The following is a 16,290-nucleotide window of genomic DNA, read 5'->3' as shown; positions in this document are numbered from 1 at the left end:
CTGTTACTTCATGTCCAGGTCGGAATTGCCGAAGCCGTGTGGCAGCAGCCAGCCCGCCGTCACTTCCATGACATCGTTTTTCAGATTGGTAAGGATCACGGGCAGGTCGGCGCCGCCCATCTCGAACATCACCTGGCGGCAGGCGCCGCATGGCGAGATCGGTTCCGCCGTGTCTCCCGTGACGGCGAGCTTGGCGAAGTCGCCCGGTTTGCAGCCATGCGCGATGGCGCTGAAAAACGCCGTGCGCTCGGCGCAGTTGCACAGGCCATACGCGGCGTTTTCCACGTTACAGCCACGGAAGACGCGACCATCCTTGCACAGCAATGCCGCGCCCACCTTGAAACGCGAATACGGCGCGTAGGCCAGTTCACGGCCGGCGTTGGCTTCCGCGATCAGTTCTTGGTTGTTCATTTTTTCTGTCATACCTTTGAAATCATTAAAGCCGGGGTCAGCCCCTCAATGCCGCTGACGCATAGTTCAGCGTTATCGCAAACGGGAGGCAGACCCCAGTGTTACTTTAGGGACGAATCGTACGGTAAATCACCGGATTGGCCGTCAACGCGATCGCGCTGATGGCATACGCTTCCTGGATTTCCTTGACGGCTTGCTGCGCCGCCGCTTCCGTGCGCGCGTGCACCATGGCCAACGGCTGGCCAACGGCAACTTGCTCGCCCAGGCCCACCAGATCCGTCAGGCCGACGGCGAAATCGATGCTGTCGCTTGGACGGCGACGGCCACCGCCCAGCGCGACGACTGCCAGGCCGATGCCGCGGCAATCGCGCACATTGGCAAAACCGGCGGTGAGCGCTGGCGCCGGCACGACGAATGGCGCCTGTTCCAGATGCTTGTCCGGATTCTCGACCAGGTCCGCCGGGCCGCCCAGGGCGGACACCATGCGCGAGAAGCGTTCAGCCGCTTCGCCCGAATCGAGGGCCGCCATCAATTTGACGCGCGCTTCCTCTTCGGTGGCGGCCAGGCCACCCAGCACCAGCATCTCGGCGCACAGCGCCAGGGTCACTTCATGCAGGCGTGCGGGACGCGAACGGCCCGTCAGGTAATCCATGGCACCACGCACTTCCAGCGCATTGCCGGCGTACGGCGCCAACGATTCATTCATGTCCGTCAAAATAGCCGAGGTCTGCATGCCCGCGCCATTGCCGACGGCGACGATGCTCTCGGCCAGCTCCACCGACTTGTCGTAGGTAGGCATGAAGGCGCCAGTGCCCACTTTCACGTCCATCACCAGCGCGTCCAGCCCCGCCGACAGTTTCTTCGACAGGATGGAGCCGGTGATCATGGCCACAGATTCCACCGTGGCGGTGACGTCGCGGATACTGTAAAAACGCTTGTCGGCCGGTGCCAGCTGCGCCGTCTGGCCGATAATGGCCACGCCAACTTCATTGACCACTTTGCGGAACAATTCATTGTCCGGCACCGTGCAATAGCCGGGAATGGCGTCGAACTTGTCCAGGGTGCCGCCGGTATGGCCCAGGCCGCGGCCAGAGATCATCGGCACGTAGCCGCCGCACGCGGCGATCATGGGACCCAGCAGCAGGGAAACCACGTCGCCCACGCCACCCGTCGAATGCTTGTCGACGACGGGACCAGGCAGGTTCAGCGAACGCCAGTCCAGCACATGGCCGGAATCGCGCATGGCCAGGGTGAACGCCACGCGCTCGTCCATGTTCATGTCATTGAAAAAGACGGCCATGCCCAGTGCCGCGATCTGGCCTTCGCTGACGCTGCCGTCAGTGATGCCGCGCACGAAAAACTGGATTTCCTCGGCGCTCAAAACACCCTTGTCGCGCTTCTTGCGGATGATTTCTTGGGTTAACAACATGGAATAACTCCAATCATGAGATCTGGGGTCAGAGCCGACGGCTCTGACCCCAGCTTTTCCAGCACTACTTATCGATTAGACGCCGTAAGGGATCCACACGTTTTTCACTTGCGACGCATGCGCCAGCACGGCACGGCCACCGCTTTGAGCGGCACTGTACCAGTCGCGGCCTTTGGCGCCACCGACCCAGGTGCGCTTCAGGGTACCGGCCGACAGACGCTCGACTTCCGCGCAACCTTCGGCGGAACCGTCATGGCGCCAGACGGCGTCGATGTCGGCGTGTGTCGCCAGGGTACGCGCCAGTTCATCGGCGTTGCCGCTGATGATGTTGACGACGCCGCCCGGCAAGTCGGACGTATCGAAGACCTGGTACAGGTCCAGCGCGGAGAGCGGATGCGCTTCCGACGGCACTACCACCACGCGGTTGCCCAGCGCGATGGCCGGCGCCACCAGCGAGATGAAGCCGAGCAGTGGCGCTTCATTCGGGCAGACGATGCCGATCACGCCGACCGCTTCGTTGAGTGCCACGGTGATGCCCTTGGTAGGCGGCTGGTGCGCCAGGCCGTCGTACTTGTCGGCCCAGGCGGCGTAGTAGAACAGGCGCTCGATCGATGCCTGCACTTCCTTCTCCGGATTTTTACTGCCCGTCATGGCGGCAATGCGGGCGGCAAATTCGTCGGCGCGCGCTGCCAGATTTTCGGCGATGTAGTACAGCACTTGCGCGCGGTTGTGCGCCGTAGCGCTGGTCCAGCCGGACGCTTTATGTGCCGCTTCGACGGCATTGCGGATATCCTTGCGGCTACCCACGCCCACTTCGGCCAGCAGAGTGCCATTGGCGCCGAACACGGGTGCGCTGTAGGCGCTGTCAGGGCGCGCCTGCTTGCCGCCGATGTACATCTTGGCCGTGCGGTCGATGGCGAACGGATCGGCTGCCGCCGGTTTCGCGTTGCCTTTAGCCTTGGCTTCCACTACCGGCAAGGCCGGACGCGCATCTTCGGCCAGGGCCGTCATGTATTCCAGCATGCCTTCGCGGCCGCCTTCGCGACCGAAACCCGACTCGCGGTAGCCGCCGAAGCCGCAAGCGGCGTCGAACTGGTTCGCGCTATTGATCCACACCACGCCGGCCTTGATGGCGGGAGCAATGTCCAGCGCTAGGCTGATCGACTCGGTCCACACACTGGCGGCCAGGCCGTACACCGTGTTGTTCGCCAGCTGCACCGCTTCGGGCGGCGTGCGGAAGCTCATGGCCACCAGCACGGGGCCGAAGATTTCAGCCTGTGCCACGGCAGCCGACGTCGACGCGCCCGTGATCAGCGTAGGCGGGAACCAGGAGCCGTCCGCCGGCAATTCGCACGCGGGCTGCCAGACGTCGCAGCCTTCGGCTCTAGCCGAATCGACCAGCGCGGCGATACGCTGGCGCTGCACAGGGTCGACCAGCGCGCCCACGTCCATCGATTTGTCCAGGGGCGAACCAAGGCGCAGGTTTTCCATGCGCGCGCGCACCTTGTTCAGGAAGCGCTCCTGGATCGATTCCTGCACCAGCAGGCGCGAACCGGCGCAGCACACTTGCCCTTGGTTGAACCAGATCGAATCGACCAGGCCTTCCACGGCACCATCCAGGTCAGCGTCTTCGAAGACGATGAACGGCGACTTGCCTCCCAGCTCCAGGGACAGCTTCTTGCCGCTGCCGGCCGTCGCTACACGAATCAAACGGCCCACTTCCGTGGAGCCCGTAAACGCGATCTTGTCGACGCCAGGGTGGTTGACGATGGCCGAGCCCACGCGGCCGTCGCCGGTGACAATATTGACCACGCCGGCCGGCACGCCCGCCTGCACGCACAATTCAGCGAACAGCATGGCGGTCAGCGACGTGAATTCGGCCGGCTTGAAGACCACCGTGTTACCGGCCGCCAGCGCCGGGGCGATTTTCCACGACAGCATCAGCAGGGGGAAATTCCACGGCACGATCTGTCCCACCACGCCCACGGCGCGGTAGTCGGCGAATTCTTCCGATTGGAGCTGCGCCCAGCCGGCGTGATGGTAGAAGTGGCGCGCGGCCAGCGGCAGGTCGATATCGCGCGTTTCGCGGATGGTCTTGCCGTTGTCCAGGGTTTCGAGCACGGCGAACAGGCGCGAATGCCTTTGCAGCAGACGGGCCAGCGCATACATGACTTTCGCGCGGCCGTGGCCGCCCATGCCCTGCCATACGGGCAGCGCGCGGCGTGCCGCTTCCACGGCGCGTTCCACGTCAGCATCAGTGGCTTGCGTCAGCTCGGCCAGCTGCGTGCCGTCGGCAGGATTGGTCGAGGCGAACAGCTCCGCCGGCTCGCTCCATGCATTGTCGATGAACAGACCGAATGTGCGCTGGTGGCCATCGAGCCACGCCTGCGCTTCTTTTTGACTTTCGGGAGCAGGGCCGTAGTCCATAGTAGTGAGAATCTCGTTAATTGTTGGCATGACGATTGTTCTTTAAGGTTGTGCGTGACGATGATTGGCCGAGTAGCTGCCGGTGACGTAGTGCTCGAGCTGGCGCTCGATGTCGGTCAGCAGGCTGGAAGCGCCGATGCGGAACAGGTGCGGCTGCAGCCATTCGTTACCCAGTTCTTCCTTCATCAGGGTCAGGAACTGCAGCGCGCTCTTGGCCGAACTGACGCCGCCGGCCGGCTTGAAGCCCACCTTGAAACCCGTCTGCTCGTAGTATTCGCGCACCGTGCGCACCATCGTCAGGGCCACGGGTATGGTGGCGTTCACGCTTTCCTTGCCGGTGGAGGTCTTGATGAAATCGGCGCCCGCCATCATGCAGACCCACGATGCCTTGGCCACGTTTTCCATGGTCAGCAAGTCGCCCGTGGCGAGAATCGCCTTCACGTGCGCTTCGCCGCACGCCTTGCGGTAAGCGAGCATTTCGTCGTACAGCACTTGCCAGTTGCCGTTCAGGACGTGCTGGCGCGTGATGACGATATCGATTTCGGAAGCGCCTGCGGCGACCGACAGTTCGATCTCGCGCAGCTTCGTTTCCATGTTCGTCAGGCCGGCCGGGAAGGCGGTCGACACGGCGGCGATAGGCAAACGGCCCTGGATGACGTTTACGGCCGGGGCGATCATCTCGTGGTACACGCACACGGCGCCGGTGCTCAGTTCCGTCAGGCCCAGTGCATCCATCAGGTCTGCACGCAGCGGGCGCATGGCCTTCATGCACAGACGTTCCACGCGGCCTGGCGTATCGTCGCCGCCCAGGGTGGTCAGGTCGATCATCTGGATGGCTTTGACCAGCCAGGCGGCCTGGTATTCCTTTTTCACCGTACGGCGGTTCGCCAGGCTGGCCGCGCGGCGGTCCGTCGCGGCGCGGTTGACGCGGATCTGGTTGATCCAGCCCAGGTCGAGGCCTACGGCCTCGTTACGCTTGAATTCGGGGTGCATGAGTGTCATAACAAGCTGGTTCCATTAGCAAGTGGTGGTACGCCAAGGTGCTTGGCGAGGGTTTGGCCAATATCGGAGAAGGTCTCGGAAATACCCAGTGCGCGCGGGGCGACGCCGGGGCCGAAGAAGATCATCGGTATATGTTCGCGGGTGTGGTCGGAGCCGTGCCAGGTGGGGTCGCAGCCATGGTCGGCGGTGATCACGACCAGGTCGCCATCTTTGAGTTTGGCCATGAATTCAGGCAGGCGGGCATCCATTTCGCGCAGCGCATCGGCATAGCCCTCGACGTTGCGACGGTGGCCGAAAGCCTGGTCGAAATCGACGAAGTTCACAAAAGTGAGCGACTTGTCCTGCACTTCATCGGCCGTCTTCAACAGCGCTTCGAACAGCGCCATGTTGTCGACGCCCTTGACGACGCGCGAGATGCCCTGGGTGGCGAAAATGTCGCTGATCTTGCCCAGGCCGACGACTTCGCCGCCCGCATTTTTCACGTGATCGAGCAGGGTCGGTGCGGGTGGCGCGACGGCGTAGTCGTGGCGGTTGGAAGTGCGCGTGTAGTTGCCATTGCTGCCCGTGAACGGGCGGGCGATGACGCGGCCGATGTTGTATGGCTCCACCAGCTTGAAAGCCATTTCGCACACTTGGTACAGGCGCTCAAGGCCGAACGATTCTTCGTGCGCGGCGATCTGCATCACCGAGTCGCCCGACGTATAAATAATCAGCTTGCCGGTGGCGACGTGTTCATCGCCATGCTTGTTGATGATGTCCGTGCCCGAGGCATGGCAGTCGCCCAGGAAGCCGGGGACGCCGGACATGGCTTTCAGCTTGTCGGTCAGGTCAGCGGGGAACGACGGCGTGGTGCGAGGGAAGTAGCCCCAGTCGAATTCGACGGGCACGCCGGCGATTTCCCAGTGGCCGCTCTGCGTGTCCTTGCCGGTGGAGCGCTCGCGCGCCGCGCCGTAGGCACCGGTAAAACCGTCGCGCTGGTCGAAGCCCGAGGCCCATTCGCCGCTGGCCAGGTGCGCGGCGGCGCCCAGTCCCAGGCGTTCCATGTTCGGGAGTTTCAAGGTCTTGCCGCTTTTGGCGACAGTGCTGGCAATGTGGCCAAAGGTATTGGCACCTGCGTCGCCATACTTGGCGGCGTCTGGCGTCGCGCCAAGGCCGAAGGAATCAAGCAGGAGGATAAATGCGCGTGACATGATAAGGCTCGCTTTATGGATTGATGCGGGGTGATGCGGACAGTGTAGGCCGGATTTCCCCGGCCTGCCGCGCGGCAGCGCCGGTGGCCGGCGCGCCGCTACTGCGTAAAAAGGTGCTTAGGCTTGCGGCGTAGCCGATACGGTCGCCAGGAAAGCCAGGATCAGCTTGACCAGATCTTTCGCGCCGATGGCCGCGTATTTCAGGGTTTGCTCGTGCGACAGTGCGAATGGCGACATGCCTTCGGCTAGGTTGGTGATGACGGACACGCCCACCACTTTCAGGTCGCAATGACGGGCCGAGACCACTTCCGGCACCACGGACATGCCGACCGTGTCGGCGCCCAGGCGGGCCATCATGCGGATTTCAGCGGCCGTCTCGAAGTTCGGGCCAGGGTAGGCGACGAACACGCCCTCGTGCAGGGTGATGCCGTTCGAGGCAGCCGTGTCCTTGACCAGCTTGCGCAGGTCCGCATCATAGGCGTTGGCCATGCTGAAGAAGCGCGGGCCGAAGCGGTCGTCGTTCGGGCCGACCATCGGCGTGCCTGGCAGCAGGTTGATATGGTCGCTGATGGCCACCAGGCTGCCGGCGTCCACTTCAGGGCGCAGGGAACCGGCGGCGTTGGTGACGAACAGCATTTCGCAGCCCAGCAGTTTCAGGGTGCGGATGGCGCTCGTCATCACGCCCATGCCATAGCCTTCATAGAAGTGGCCACGGCCCTTCATGCAGACGACGGCGACGCCCGACAGGGTACCGACCACCAGTTCGCCGGCATGGCCGTGCACGGTGCTGATAGGGAAGCCTGGCAATTCGTCAAAGCTGATGCTGACGGCGTCCGTCATCTGCTCGGCCAACACACCCAGGCCGGAGCCGAGGATCATCGCCACGCGCGGCTTGAAATTTTCAGGAGCGCGGGCACGGATGATTTCGGCGGCGTGGAAAGGGGTGTTGTTCGACATGGTTATCCTCTGATTGACTAATGATGATGGTTGCTGCCTGCGTGGCCGTGCCCGGTGAGGGATTACGGCCCAGGTATCGGGTATGTTTGCTGTTACAGGTATATCGAAATGCGTATTGCTTCTATTTGCCGCCACTATGCATCAAACGGAATATGTATGGCAAATACCATTTTTCTTGCCCATTTATACAATTCAAATATAAATGGCCGATATTATAGTCCAGGCAAGCGCTCGCCTGCCAGCAGCGGCCACGCCCCGGCGATGCCCCGGAAATGCATGCATACATGCTCCATACGAACACGTTTCGCGCTCTCCTGACACGAACTTGACATCAAACAGACAAATGTTTACAGTTTCAGACAAATGTTTAAACCTTCAGTGAAAACCTTGTGACCGATACCAATAAAAAAGACCAGCTGTACACGCTGATCCGCAACAACCCCTTCATCTCGCAGCAAGACCTGGCGAGCGAACTGGGCTTGTCGCGCTCTGCCGTCGCCGGCCACATCGCCGGATTGATCCGCGAGCGCCGCCTGCTGGGACGCGCCTACGTGCTGCCCGATAGCCGCCCCGTGCTGTGCATAGGCGCCGCCAACCTCGACCGCAAGATGCGCACCATGGCAACCCTGCAGATGGGGACCTCGAATCCCGTGCGTTCGGAAGAAGTGTTTGGCGGCGTAGGCCGCAACATCGCGGAAAACCTGGCCCGCCTGGCTATTCCCGTCGCCTTGCTGACGGCGCTGGGCGACGACGCGGCCGGCCACGCCCTGCAGACGCATGCGGAAGACGCGGGCATCGATATGCGCGGCAGCTTGCATCTGAGCAACACCAGCAGCGGCACCTATACGGCCGTGCTCGACGAACATGGCGAAATGCTGCTGGCGATGGCCAACATGCAACTCTACGAACAGCTGACCCCGGCCTTCTTGCATAGCCGTCAACCGCAGCGCGCCGCCGCCGCCCTCACCGTCTGCGACCTGAACCTGGGCCACGACAGCGTGCAGGCATTGCTGGCCGACGCGCGCCAGGACGCGGCCAACGCGACGCCGCTCGTCATCGTCGCCGTCTCGCAGCCGAAGATGGCGCACTTGCCGCAAGACCTGACGGGCTTGCACCTGCTGATCCTTAACCGGGGCGAACTGGAAACGCGCGTGGCGCGGGCCTTGCCAACGGCGTTTGACGTGCGCGCCGCCTGTCGTGAAGTGCAGCGCCAGGGCGCGCGCCAAGTGATCGTCACCTGCGGCGGCGAAGGCGTGTACTTTACAGATGGCGAAAGCCCGGACGCGCCTGTCGTGCATCTGGCCGCGCGCGAAGTGGACGCCGTCGACGTGACGGGCGCCGGCGACGCGTTTTCCGCCGCCGTCTGCTGGTCGCTCTACCACGACAGCAGCGACTTGAAACTGGCGTGCCGGCGCGGCCTGAAGCTGGCCGCCATGACGCTGGAATCCGATGCCACCGTCTCGCCCCTGATTTCGGCGGGCGCGCTCGACGACATCGACGACGCCGATCTGGCGCCACCTCCCCCTACCCTCTTTCAACAGGATTGAACCATGACGCAACTGAATAATTTCCTCTCGTTCTCGCAAGAAGTCCTCGACGCGCGCGCCGCCGGCAAGGCCATCGTGGCACTGGAATCGACCATCATTTCGCACGGCATGCCGTATCCGCAAAACGTGGAAATGGCACGCGAAGTGGAACAGATCATCCGCGACGGCGGCGCCGTGCCGGCCACTATCGCCATCATCGACGGCAAAATCTGCGTAGGCCTCTCGCCCGAGCAGCTGGAATTGCTGGGCACTTCGCCCGACGCCATGAAAGTCAGCCGCCGCGACCTGCCGTTCGTCTTGTCGCAAGGCAAGCTGGGCGCCACCACCGTGGCCGCCACCATGATTTGCGCGGAACTGGCCGGCATCGCCGTATTCGTCACGGGCGGCATCGGCGGCGTGCACCGCGGCGCAGAAACCAGCTTCGACATTTCCGCCGACTTGCAGGAACTGGCGCAAACGTCGGTGGCCGTCGTCTGCGCGGGCGTCAAATCCATCCTCGACATCGGCCTGACCCTGGAATACCTGGAAACCCATGGCGTGCCCGTCATCAGCGTAGGCCAGGAAGGTTTCCCCGCCTTCTTCACGCGCGAAAGCGGCTACAAAGCCGATTTCCGCCTCGACACTGCCGCCGAGCAGGCTGCCTTCATCGGTACCAAGTGGCAACTGGGATTGAAAGGCGGCGTGATCGTCAGCAACCCCGTGCCAGCCGCGCAAGCCATGCCCAAGGAAGAAATCGATGCGATCACCACGCAGGCCTTGCAGGAAGCGGATGCGGGCGGCGTGAAAGGCAAGCAAGTCACGCCATTCCTGTTGTCGCGCATTAAGCAGCTGACGGACGGGCGCAGCCTGGCGACGAATATCGCCCTGGTCAAGCACAATGCCCAGGTCGGTACGGCACTTGCCATTGCCATGCAGGCAGTCGTGGCACGATAATAGGACTGCTGTAAAGAAAGCGCGCATGCCTGCATCAAGGTCTGCGCGCCGTTCCATCGCCAAGCACCACGCAACGCCAAGGAAAGCATGTCCATCGATCTGAAACAGTTAAAGTATTTTCTTGCCGTCGCCGAGGAGAAAAGCTTCAGCCGCGCCGCCGAGCGCCTGCATATCTCGCAGCCGCCCCTGAGCCAGCAGATCATGAAACTGGAAAGCGAACTGGGCGTGCGCCTGTTTGCGCGCACCACGCGTACTTTCGAGCTGACCGTGGCAGGCAAGGCGCTGATGAACGAAGCGGCCGACCTGCTGGCCAAGATGCGCATGACCATCGATACCATCCGCCAGATCGACCGTGGCGAAGTGGGCCGCTTGCGCGTGGGCATCGTCGGCTCGGCCATGTGGGGTCCCATCCCCAGCCTCCTGGAAGAATTCCAGACCAAATTTCCCCGCGTCAGCTGGACCATCCACGAATTTGGTCCCACGGTGCAATACGAAGCCTTGCGCGCCAAGCAGATCGACGTGGGTTTCTGGCGCGAACCCAAGCTCAATGACGACGACTTACGCCACGACAACCTGCGCCAGGAGCTGTGCTTCCGCGAAAATGTCTGCGTGGCCGTCAACGAACACCATCCGCTGGCAAAAAACACGGCCATCGAGCTGATCGACATCGCCCACGAGCCGATGCTGACCCTGAACCTCGATAAATCCGCGTTTCCGCGCTACCTGGTGCAATGCTGCATCAATGCCGGTTTCGAACCCGTGATTTTCCAGGAAGCGAGCGAGCCGCAAACCCTGCTGGCCATGGTGGGCGCGGGCCTGGGCGTGACCCTGGTGCCGGAAACGACAAGCCGCATCGGCTGGCCCGGCGTCGTCTTCCTGCCGATCAAGACCAATCCGCCGTCGGCCAACCTGTACATCAGCTACACCACGCTCGACGACGCTCCCGTCGTGCGGGCCTTCCTGAATATCATCAATCCCCCGTCAGCCTGACGCTGCCCGGCCTGACACGGCCTATTTATATGGCATTCATATAAATAGTTAAACAAAAACGTATTTGTCATACATATCTGGCATGATGCATAGTGATTCGGACGCCCATCGTGGCGCCGGTCCTGCGCCTGCCCTGCCCGTCCATTGACGGCGCATCCCAGCCCGCTCCGGCAGCCCCATTCGATGTTGTAACTATAAAAGAGACGGGGCGCGACTGTTGCATGAGCATCACACTGTTGACATAAAAGCACACGAGGCCGGCAATGATCTTGTGCAATACGGTGCAATGTTGATAAGGAATTATCATCTCGTGCATCAAAAACAGGCTAAATCAGCCCCAAATTATATGTTTCACCTATAAAAAATATACAATATCGATCTTCCAGGAGCCAATTCATGAAACTTACACAATTTAGTTTGACGATCGCAGCCGTATTTCTGACTGCTCAAGCGTCCGCGGCTACCCCAAAACTGGGTGTCGTGTATGACGCGGGCGGCAAGTTCGACAAGTCGTTCAACCAATCCGCTTTCGAAGGCGCATCGCGCTTCAAAAAAGACACAGGCATTTCCTTCATCGAAGTTCAGGCATCGAGCGATACGCAAGCCGAGCAAGTCATGCGTGGCCTGGCCCGCAAGAAACTCGACATGATCGCCGCCATCGGCTTTGCGCAAACGCAAGCCGTGCAAAAAGTCGCAAAAGAATTCCCTAACGTGAAATTCGTGCTGATCGACGGCCAGGCTGCCGGCAGCAACGTCAATTCCGTCGTCTTCAAGGAAGAAGAAGGCTCTTATCTGGTGGGTGTGGCTGCAGCCATGGCCAGCAAGAGCAAGAAGGTCGGCTTCATCGGCGGCATCGATATTCCTCTGATCCGCAACTTCGCCTGCGGCTACGCGCAAGGCGTCAAGGCCGTCAATGCAAAGACGGAAATCACGCAAAACATGGTCGGCACCACGTCCGGCGCCTGGAATGACCCGGCCAAGGGTGGCGAACTGGCCCGCTCGCAATTCGAGCGCGGCGTCGATGTCGTCTTCGCCGTCGCTGGCGGCAGCGGCATGGGTACCCTGCAAATGGCCAAGGAAAAAGGCAAGCTGGCCATCGGCGTTGATTCGAACCAGAATGGTTTGTACCCGGGCAGCATCCTGACTTCGATGGTCAAGCGCGTCGACAACACGGTGTATGACAGCTTCATGGAAGTCAAGAACGGCACCTGGAAGGGCGGCGTCAGCTATAAAGGCTTGAAAGAAGGCGGCGTGGATTGGGCGCTCGATGCGAACAACCGCAAGCTGATTACGCCGGAAATCGAAAAACGCGTGTTGGGTGCGCGTAAGGACATTATCGATGGCAAGATCAAAGTGATCGATTACCGCGTCGGCAGCAGCTGCCCGGTTTAATTTTTCTCCGTATCTTTTAGCGCGCCGCCGGGGCCTGTCTCCGCGCGGCGCGTTTCCATGAAACTATCCAGTTATGAACCTATGCAGCCAGCAGTAGAATTTCGCAGCATTTCCAAGCAGTTTGGACATGTGAAGGCGAACGCCGACGTCAGTTTCTCCATCGCCAAGGGCAGTATCCACGGCTTGGTGGGGGAGAACGGCGCCGGCAAATCGACCTTGATGAGTATCCTGTACGGGTATTACCGTGCCGACGGCGGAGAAATCCTGCTCGACGGAAAAGTACAGCCTATCCGCAACAGCCAGGAAGCGATCAATCTCGGCATCGGCATGGTGCACCAGCATTTCATGCTGGTCGAGAACTTCACCGTCCTCGACAATATTATGCTGGGCACGGAAGGCGGTTTCCGTCTGGCCAGCCACCGTACCGAAGCGGAAGCCAAATTGCGCGAGATTTGCGCGCGCTACCGCCTCGACGTCGACCCGCTGGCGAAGATCGAAGACCTCTCCGTCGGGGCGCAGCAGCGCGTGGAAATCCTCAAGCAGATTTACCGCAGCGCCAACATCCTGATCCTCGACGAGCCGACGGCCGTGCTGACGGCCCAGGAAACGGCCTCGCTGTTTGAAATCCTGCGCCTGTTCAAGGAACAGGGCAAGACCATCATCCTGATCACGCACAAACTGCAAGAGATCCTGGAAATCACCGACAACGTCACCGTCATGCGCGGCGGCACGGTGGTGGGCGCCGTGGCGACAGCCGGCACCTCGAAAGAAGAACTGGCCAACATGATGGTGGGCCGCCCCATCCAGAGCCACTTGCCACGCGCGCCCTACAATCCGGGCGCCACGGTGCTGGAAGTGGACGGTTTGCAACTGGCCGACGCGCAGCAAGTCAAGCTGCTGGCCGACATCGGTTTCAACTTGCGCGCCGGCGAAATCGTCGCCATCGCGGGTGTTTCCGGCAATGGTCAGAGCGAATTGCTGGAAATCCTGTCCGGCATGCGTTTGCCGACGTCCGGCAAGCTGCGTTTCCTGGACAAGGACTTGCCGTTTGGCAAGCGCACTGATGCCGACGGCTTGCCGCTGGCTTTCCGCGAACTGGGCATCGCCCACATTCCGGAAGACCGCTTGCGCGATGGTGTGGTGAAAAATTTCTCCGTCATGCAAAACACCATCCTCGGTTACCAGGATCACCTGAAAAACCGCTGGGGCCTGTTCAACTTCAAGGCCATCGGCGCCCGCTGCGCGCAACTGCTGAAAACCTTCGACGTGCGCCCGGCCAATCCGGACCTGCGCATCGGCTTGTTGTCTGGCGGTAACCAGCAAAAGGTGGTGATCGCGCGCGAAGTGCTGGCCAAGCCGAAACTGATGCTGGTGGGCCAGCCCACGCGCGGCGTCGACATCGGCACCATCGAAAGCATCCATACGCAATTGCTGGCCCTGCGCGACGCGGGCGTCGCGATCCTGCTGGTGTCCGTCGAACTGGAAGAAGTGCGGGCGCTGGCCGATCGCATTCTGGTCATGTGCGGCGGACGCATCACCGGCGAACTGAAAATTGAAGAATTCGATACCACCCGCATCGGTCTGCTGATGGGGGGAATGCATAAATCATGAATAACGACTTGCCACGCTGGGCGACAGCCTTTGTCATGCCCATGTTAAACCTGCTGTCGGCCTTGCTGGTCGCAGCCCTGGTAATTTATATGCTGGGCGAAGACCCGGCCGAATCGCTGTCGATCCTGATCCACAGCGCCATCCTCAATCCGGAAGGCTTGAGCTACACCCTGTTCTATGCCAGTACCTTCATTTTCACGGGCCTGTCGGTTTCCGTGGCAATGCAGGCCGGCCTGTTCAATATCGGTTCCGAAGGCCAGATGTATATCGGCGGCCTGGGCTTGACGGTAGCCATGCTGGCCTTCGACCAGACGCTGCCCGCCTGGCTGCTGATACCCGCAGCCATGATCGGCGCGGCCCTGTTCGGCGCGCTGTGGGGCTTGCTGCCCGGCTATCTGCAAGCCAGGCGCGGCAGCCATATCGTGGTCACCACCATCATGTTCAACTTCATCGCCGCCAGCCTGATGAACTTCGTGATCGTGAAATACCTGATTCCGCCCGGCGAACAGAACACGGCCAGCCGTGTCTTCGCGGAAAGCGGCGAAATGCCGCGCCTCTCCACCTGGTTCCCATCCTTGGGCGACACACCGCTGAACATCAGCTTTATCCTGGCAATCGCCGCACTGGTCATCTATGGCGTGATGGTCTGGCGTTCGTCGTGGGGTTTCAAGCTGCGCGCCACCGGCCTCAACAAGCATGCGGCGCACTACGCGGGCGTGTCGATCAGCAAGATGATCATCATCGTCATGCTGATTTCCGGCGCGCTGGCGGGCCTCGGTTCCGTCAATTCCATCATGGGTTCGACGCATTATCTGTCGCTCAATTTCGTGGGCGGCGCCGGCTTCATCGGCATCGCCATCGCCCTGATGGGCCGCCAGCATCCGGTCGGCATCTTTTTGTCGGCCGTGCTGTTCGGCGCCCTGATCCAGGGGGGCTTCGACCTGTCGCTGGAAAAACCGAATATCCCGACGGAAACCTTCATTTTCATCCAGGGCTTGATCATCCTGTTCTGCGGCGCCATGGAAAACTTCTACGCACCGGCCATTTCCGCCCTGCTCAAGCGCACCAAAGGCTAACACCATGACACTCGACGACTTTCAATTCGCCAGCATCCTGGTATCGACCGTGCGCAATGCGCCCGTCCTGATCTTTGCCGCCATGGCCGGCCTGTTTGCCGAACGCAGCGGCATGATCGACATCGGCCTGGAAGGCAAGATCCTGGCCAGCGCCTTCGCCTCCGCCGCCGTGGCCTACACGACGCAAAACCCATACTACGGCATGGCTGCCGGCATGCTCGTGTGCGTCGCCCTGGCCCTGCTGCAGGCGTATGTCAGCATCACGCAAAAGGGCAACCAGCTGGTGGCGGGCATGGCGATTAACATTGCCATGAGCGGCCTGACGTTTGTGCTGGCACAATTTTTCTTCCAGCAAGGCGGCCGTACGCCCGACCTCGGTTCGGCGCGCTTGTTCGACGTGGTCTTGCCAGGCACGCAGTATGTGGAACACATTCCCTTCATCGGCTGGGTGTATGCCCACCTGATCGGCGGCCATTCCATCCTCGTCTACGTGGCGTTCCTGCTGATACCGCTCGTGCACTGGCTGCTGTACCACACGCGCTTCGGCCTGCGCCTGCGTGCCTGCGGCGAAAACCCGCATGCGGCAGACTCCGCTGGTGTGAGCGTCGAAGCAACGCGCTACATGGCGATGCTGGTGGCCGGCGTTCTGTGCTCGTTCTCGGGCGCCTATCTGGCCATCGTGCAAAGCGGCTTCTTCCTGCGCGACATGTCAGCCGGCGCCGGCTACCTGGCCCTGACGGCCATGGTGTTCGGCAACTGGCGCCCTGTCTACACTTTCCTCGGCTGTTTGATGTTCGGCTTCTTCGCGGCCATCCAGATCCAGATCGAAGGCGTGGATTTACCAGTCGTGGGCCGCATCCCCGGCTCGCTGATCCAGATGGTGCCTTACGTGGTCACGGTGATCGTGCTGGCGGGCTTGATGGCGAAATCCATCGCGCCAAAAGCTATTGGCATCCCCTTTGTAAAATCTCGCTAAGTCTGACTGTAACTTGATGCAAAAAAAAGCGAAGCCCGCGGGCTTCGCTTTTTTTACGCCGGTGGAATCTCGTCCAGCGACAAATAGACCGGCAGCCCCAGGCCATGCGCCACATCCACCATCTGGTCGGCGCCCTGGGACGCGCCGCCGATGCGCAGCACGGCATCGCAGTGGCTGAGCAGGCGCGTCGCGTGTGCATGGAACAGTTCTTCATACACAAGGTCGCCCACCCGGGTTGAGCCGGCCAGCGCCAGCATGGGCAAGGCCAGCCATTCACCGAGCACGGGCATGTGACCGTTCGCGTACAAGGGCAGGCAGACGGCTTCCATGGCCGCTACATTGCGCGCAA

13 protein-coding genes are annotated in these 16,290 nt (G+C 61.4%); 7 read left to right on the top strand and 6 right to left on the bottom strand.

Annotated features, from left to right (window positions below; translation table 11 throughout):
- Positions 1 to 3: 3 nt before the first annotated feature.
- The 6 genes from ACQ4WZ_RS18595 to xapA form a co-directional block, all read right to left on the bottom strand.
- On the bottom strand, positions 4 to 411 hold the full coding sequence (locus tag ACQ4WZ_RS18595) for a cytidine deaminase (RefSeq protein WP_101483994.1): 408 nt from the start codon (positions 409 to 411) through the stop codon (positions 4 to 6).
- Positions 412 to 517: 106 nt separating this feature from the next.
- Entirely contained in the window at positions 518 to 1,840 is a 1,323-nt protein-coding gene (gene deoA / locus ACQ4WZ_RS18590) for a thymidine phosphorylase (RefSeq protein ID WP_133994122.1), read from the bottom strand.
- 75 nt (positions 1,841 to 1,915) lie between these two features.
- Positions 1,916 to 4,297 carry an aldehyde dehydrogenase family protein gene (locus tag ACQ4WZ_RS18585; RefSeq protein WP_436574190.1) on the bottom strand — a complete coding sequence of 794 codons (2,382 nt, stop codon included), beginning with the start codon at positions 4,295 to 4,297 and terminating at the stop codon, positions 1,916 to 1,918.
- A gap of 12 nt (positions 4,298 to 4,309) precedes the next feature.
- A complete protein-coding gene (deoC, locus tag ACQ4WZ_RS18580) occupies positions 4,310 to 5,269 on the bottom strand; it encodes a deoxyribose-phosphate aldolase (RefSeq protein ID WP_133994125.1) in 960 nt (319 codons plus the stop codon).
- Entirely contained in the window at positions 5,266 to 6,459 is a 1,194-nt protein-coding gene (locus ACQ4WZ_RS18575; RefSeq protein ID WP_101483990.1) for a phosphopentomutase, read from the bottom strand. Before ACQ4WZ_RS18575 ends, deoC begins: the two co-directional genes overlap by 4 nt.
- Positions 6,460 to 6,576: 117 nt before the next feature.
- Positions 6,577 to 7,416 (bottom strand): xanthosine phosphorylase, encoded by an 840-nt coding sequence (gene xapA / locus ACQ4WZ_RS18570; RefSeq protein ID WP_070312734.1) that lies wholly within the window; start codon positions 7,414 to 7,416, stop codon positions 6,577 to 6,579.
- A gap of 389 nt (positions 7,417 to 7,805) precedes the next feature.
- Between xapA and ACQ4WZ_RS18565 the strand changes: the two genes are divergently transcribed.
- The 7 genes from ACQ4WZ_RS18565 to ACQ4WZ_RS18535 all read left to right on the top strand — a co-directional run bounded on the left by ACQ4WZ_RS18565 (position 7,806) and on the right by ACQ4WZ_RS18535 (position 15,941).
- The gene (locus ACQ4WZ_RS18565; protein ID WP_133994127.1) at positions 7,806 to 8,963 is read left to right on the top strand and encodes a carbohydrate kinase; all 1,158 of its coding nucleotides are present in this window, start codon (positions 7,806 to 7,808) and stop codon (positions 8,961 to 8,963) included.
- A 3-nt stretch (positions 8,964 to 8,966) separates the two neighbouring features.
- A complete protein-coding gene (locus tag ACQ4WZ_RS18560; RefSeq protein WP_373918690.1) occupies positions 8,967 to 9,896 on the top strand; it encodes a pseudouridine-5'-phosphate glycosidase in 930 nt (309 codons plus the stop codon).
- 87 nt (positions 9,897 to 9,983) lie between these two features.
- A complete protein-coding gene (locus ACQ4WZ_RS18555) occupies positions 9,984 to 10,886 on the top strand; it encodes a LysR family transcriptional regulator (protein WP_436574189.1) in 903 nt (300 codons plus the stop codon).
- A gap of 396 nt (positions 10,887 to 11,282) precedes the next feature.
- Positions 11,283 to 12,278, top strand: a complete 996-nt coding sequence (locus ACQ4WZ_RS18550; protein ID WP_101483986.1) for a BMP family lipoprotein — start codon at positions 11,283 to 11,285, stop codon at positions 12,276 to 12,278.
- Positions 12,279 to 12,359: 81 nt separating this feature from the next.
- Entirely contained in the window at positions 12,360 to 13,889 is a 1,530-nt protein-coding gene (locus ACQ4WZ_RS18545; protein ID WP_101483985.1) for an ABC transporter ATP-binding protein, read from the top strand.
- Entirely contained in the window at positions 13,886 to 14,965 is a 1,080-nt protein-coding gene (locus ACQ4WZ_RS18540; protein WP_436574188.1) for an ABC transporter permease, read from the top strand. Before ACQ4WZ_RS18545 ends, ACQ4WZ_RS18540 begins: the two co-directional genes overlap by 4 nt.
- Positions 14,966 to 14,969: 4 nt before the next feature.
- On the top strand, positions 14,970 to 15,941 hold the full coding sequence (locus ACQ4WZ_RS18535; protein ID WP_101483983.1) for an ABC transporter permease: 972 nt from the start codon (positions 14,970 to 14,972) through the stop codon (positions 15,939 to 15,941).
- Positions 15,942 to 16,290 lie beyond the last annotated feature (349 nt).

Source organism: Janthinobacterium darwini, from assembly GCF_051380905.1.
In the GTDB taxonomy this organism is placed as follows: Bacteria; Pseudomonadota; Gammaproteobacteria; order Burkholderiales; family Burkholderiaceae_D; genus Janthinobacterium.
This window is presented reverse-complemented; position numbering and strand designations above follow the sequence as displayed.